This window comes from Streptomyces sp. KLMMK (assembly GCF_036961605.1).
GTDB lineage: Bacteria > Actinomycetota > Actinomycetes > Streptomycetales > Streptomycetaceae > Streptomyces > Streptomyces telluris.
On record NZ_JBAMDC010000550.1, the window covers coordinates 1 to 3,426 of the forward strand.

The following is a 3,426-nucleotide window of genomic DNA, read 5'->3' on the forward strand; positions in this document are numbered from 1 at the left end:
GGACATTCCCCTGGCGGGACCCGCGCGGTAGCCCCCTGCTCCCACCCGTGGGGGACCACCGCAGGTCACGCCGGGTGCCGTTCAGATGCCGAGCACCTTCGGTTCACTGGGCGGTCGATAGGAGTTGTCCATATTGAGAACGTTAATGACCGAAAATATCCGTCATTTTTGACTGAGCGCATGGTCATGCCCAAATGTCTGCCAAATGTTGTCAATGAAGCCTCACAGCGGCGGCCTCTTACGGAATAGGGATTTCCGTTTGCTGCTGGCCGGTGCCGCGGTGAGCCAGATCGGCGCTCAGGTGACCGTGGTGGCCCTGCCCCTGGTCGCCGTGGTCGTGCTCGACGCCTCCCCCATGGAGGCCGGCCTGCTGACCGCCGCCGAGACCGCGGCGTTCCTGCTGGTCGGCCTGCCGGCCGGAGCGTGGGTGGACCGGATGCGCCGGCTGCCGGTCCTCGTCCGCGCCGACGTCGTCCGCGCGGCGGCGATGGCGAGCCTGCCGCTCGCCGCCTGGGCCGGGGCCCTGACCATGGCGCACCTCTACGTGGTCGCCCTCGTCACCGGCGTGGCCACCGTCTTCTTCGACATCGCGCACCAGAGCTACCTTCCGTCCCTCCTGCCGCGTGAACAGCTGGTCGCGGGCAACGGCGCCCTGGAAACGGCGCGTTCGTCCGCCCAGGTCACCGGCCCCGGGCTGGGCGGCGCCCTGGTGCAGTTCCTCGGCGCCCCTTTCGCCCTGCTGGCCGACGCGATCGGCTACGCGCTGTCCGCCGTCTTCCTGCGCGGCATCCGGGCCCCCGAACCGCAGCCCGCACCCGCGCCGGGCGTCCCGTTGCGCGCCCAGATCGCGGAAGGCCTCGCCTTCGTCTTCCGGCACCCGGTCCTGCGCATGATCGCCTGCGCGACGGCGCTCGCGAACTTCTTCACCGCGATGCTCATGGCGGTCCAGACGGTGTTCCTGGTGCGGGTGCTGGACCTGCCGCCCGGCGTCCTGGGCCTGATGATGTCCGCCTCGGCCGTCGGCGGCCTCGCCGGAGCCCTGTGCGCCGGAGTGCTCGCCCGCGCGGTCGGCCAGGCGAGAGTCATCTGGCTGTCGACCGTCGTCACCGGCCCGTTCGCCCTGCTGTGGCCGCTGGCCGGCCGGGGCGCCTCCGCCGCGTGGTTCGCCGTCGCCTCCGCGGCCGTCTTCTTCGGCGCCGTCGTCTACAACGTCGCCCAGGTCAGCTTCCGGCAACTGCTGTGCCCCGACGAGCTGCTCGGCCGGATGAACGCCACGCTGCGCTTCATGGTGTGGGGCACCATGCCCCTCGGCGCACTCGTCGGCGGCGCCGTCGCCGAGGCGGCCGGACCGCGCGCCGCGGTGTGGGTGTGCGCCGTCGGGCTCCTGCTGGTGCCCGTGCCGCTCCTGGCGTCGCCCCTGCGCCGCCTGCGCGACCTGCCGGCGGCGCCGGCGGTCACGGGCTGACACGGCAGGCATCCCGTTCCGCCGGCGGGCGGAGGGGCTCAGGACCCGGGTCCGGGCCCCCGCCCTTGCGAGCCGCGCCGGCCCCCGGCCGGCGGAGCCACCCGGCTCCGGCCCCGGACGACCCGAACACGCCCCGCCGACCGGCGGTACCCCTCCGGCGGACCGGGCCACCCGGTCACGGCTCCGCCCCGACCATCCTTTCCGACCGGCCGGGCCGCCCCGATCACGGCCCGCCCCGACATCCGGCCCGAGCCGGCTTCCGGCACCGCCCCGGTCGTACGAGCGACTTCGACCGGCCGTGCCGCCCCGGTCCCGGCCCCGGACCCTCCCGACCATGCGACCCGTCCCGTCCGACCGGGCCACCCGGATCACCGGGATCACCGGCCCGTCCCGGCACCGCCCCCGAACCCACCTACGCACCGACCCGGCCGACCGCGCCATCCCGGCCGACCGCGCCACCCCTCTCACCACCCCGTCCCGGCACCCGGCCCGGACCGACTCCCGGACACGGCCCGGACCGGGCGAGCCGTCCCGGCCGACCACGCCGCCCCGCCGTACCGCCGCCGTACCAGCCACGACCGCAACTCGCAGCTCTCCGCCCGACATCTGCCATCGCTCCTCTCGTCCCACGAGCCGTCGCGCCCCTCGGCGCACGGGAGGTCATCGTGCAATCCGGCAACATCACCTCGTCCTATCTCGCCCGCTACCGGCGCCTCACCGAGGACGCCGCCGAGCCCGGTGGCGCACCGCTGCCCGTGACCGGCGCGCAGCGGCGGTTCCTGCTCTCCCGGCAGCTCGACCCCGCCGGGCGGCCCGTGCTGGTCCCGTTGTTCTTCGTCTTCCCCGCGGGGGCGGTCGACACCGGGCGGCTGCGGGCGGCCGCCGGGCACCTGGCCGCGCTGCACCCGGCGCTGCGCACGCGCCCGCTGGTGCGGCGGGGGGTGCCGGTCCAGGTGCCCGGCGCCCCCGTCGGGCAGGTGGACCGGGTCCGGCCGCGGCCCGGGGAGAGTGCTCACGACACCCTGCTGCGCACGCTGGCCGAATGGCCCGCGGACGGCCCGCCGTTGCGGTTCTTCCTGGCGGACGACGGCGGCCCGCAGGAGGTCCTCGCTGTGGTCCTGGACCACACGGCCTGCGACGAGCAGTCCCTGGGGCTGATCACGGCGGGCCTCTCCGACGCCTACCGCGACGGGCTCGGGCCGCAGGACGTTCCCGCGGGCATGGCGGCCGGCGGCACGGCCGCCTACGCGGACGCCGTGCACCGCCAACTCGCCGCCGAGGAGAGGGCGTCGCGGCCGGAGGCCCTCGCCTACTGGGCGAAGCGCCTCGCAGACCTCCGCGGCGGCGGCGCAAGCGCCCCCGCCCGCGGGCCGGCCCACCCCGTCCCGGGCACCGGCACCGGCACCGCCCTGCGCCGGATCCCGGTCCACGGCGACGGCGCCCGTTCCACGGCCTTCCCCGTCCTCCTCGACGCCTGTGCCGGGGCGGCCCGCACGCTCCACGGCCCGGACTCCGTACCGGTCCTGGGCTACCCGTGGGGCGGCAGGCCCCCCGGCGCCGCGCCGGTCCTCGGGTGCTTCCTCAACACCGTCGCGCACCCGGCGGACGGCACCGGCCTCGCCGAGCGGGCCTCGGCCTGGTGGGACGACCTCGACCGCGCCGACACCCCCTTCGACGAGGTGGTCCACGCGGCCCGCCGGGCCGGGGCACCGTGGTCCGGCCGCCTGGACGGCCTCCTCACCTTCGAGGACCTCGGCCGCCGGCCACCGCTGCGGCTCGGCGACGCCACGGGGCGGGAGACGCACATCGACGGCCGCCCCGTACAGGCCCCCTTCGCCGTCTCCGTCTCCTACGGATCCGACCTGCTGGTCCGCATGGCATGGGACCGGTCCGCCGTTCCGGACCACCGTGCGGACGAGGCCTTCGACCACCTGACCGACGCGGTCGCCACGCTCGCCATG

At 75.8% G+C, this 3,426-nt stretch carries 2 protein-coding genes; both read left to right on the top strand.

Annotated features, from left to right (window positions below; translation table 11 throughout):
* Positions 1-259: 259 nt before the first annotated feature.
* Positions 260-1,465: an MFS transporter gene (locus V7793_RS35355; protein ID WP_443058069.1), complete on the top strand. Its 1,206-nt coding sequence runs from the start codon at positions 260-262 to the stop codon at positions 1,463-1,465.
* A 665-nt stretch (positions 1,466-2,130) separates the two neighbouring features.
* Positions 2,131-3,426: non-ribosomal peptide synthetase (locus V7793_RS35360; RefSeq protein ID WP_336013781.1), on the top strand; the 1,296-nt coding region annotated here is incomplete at its 3' end.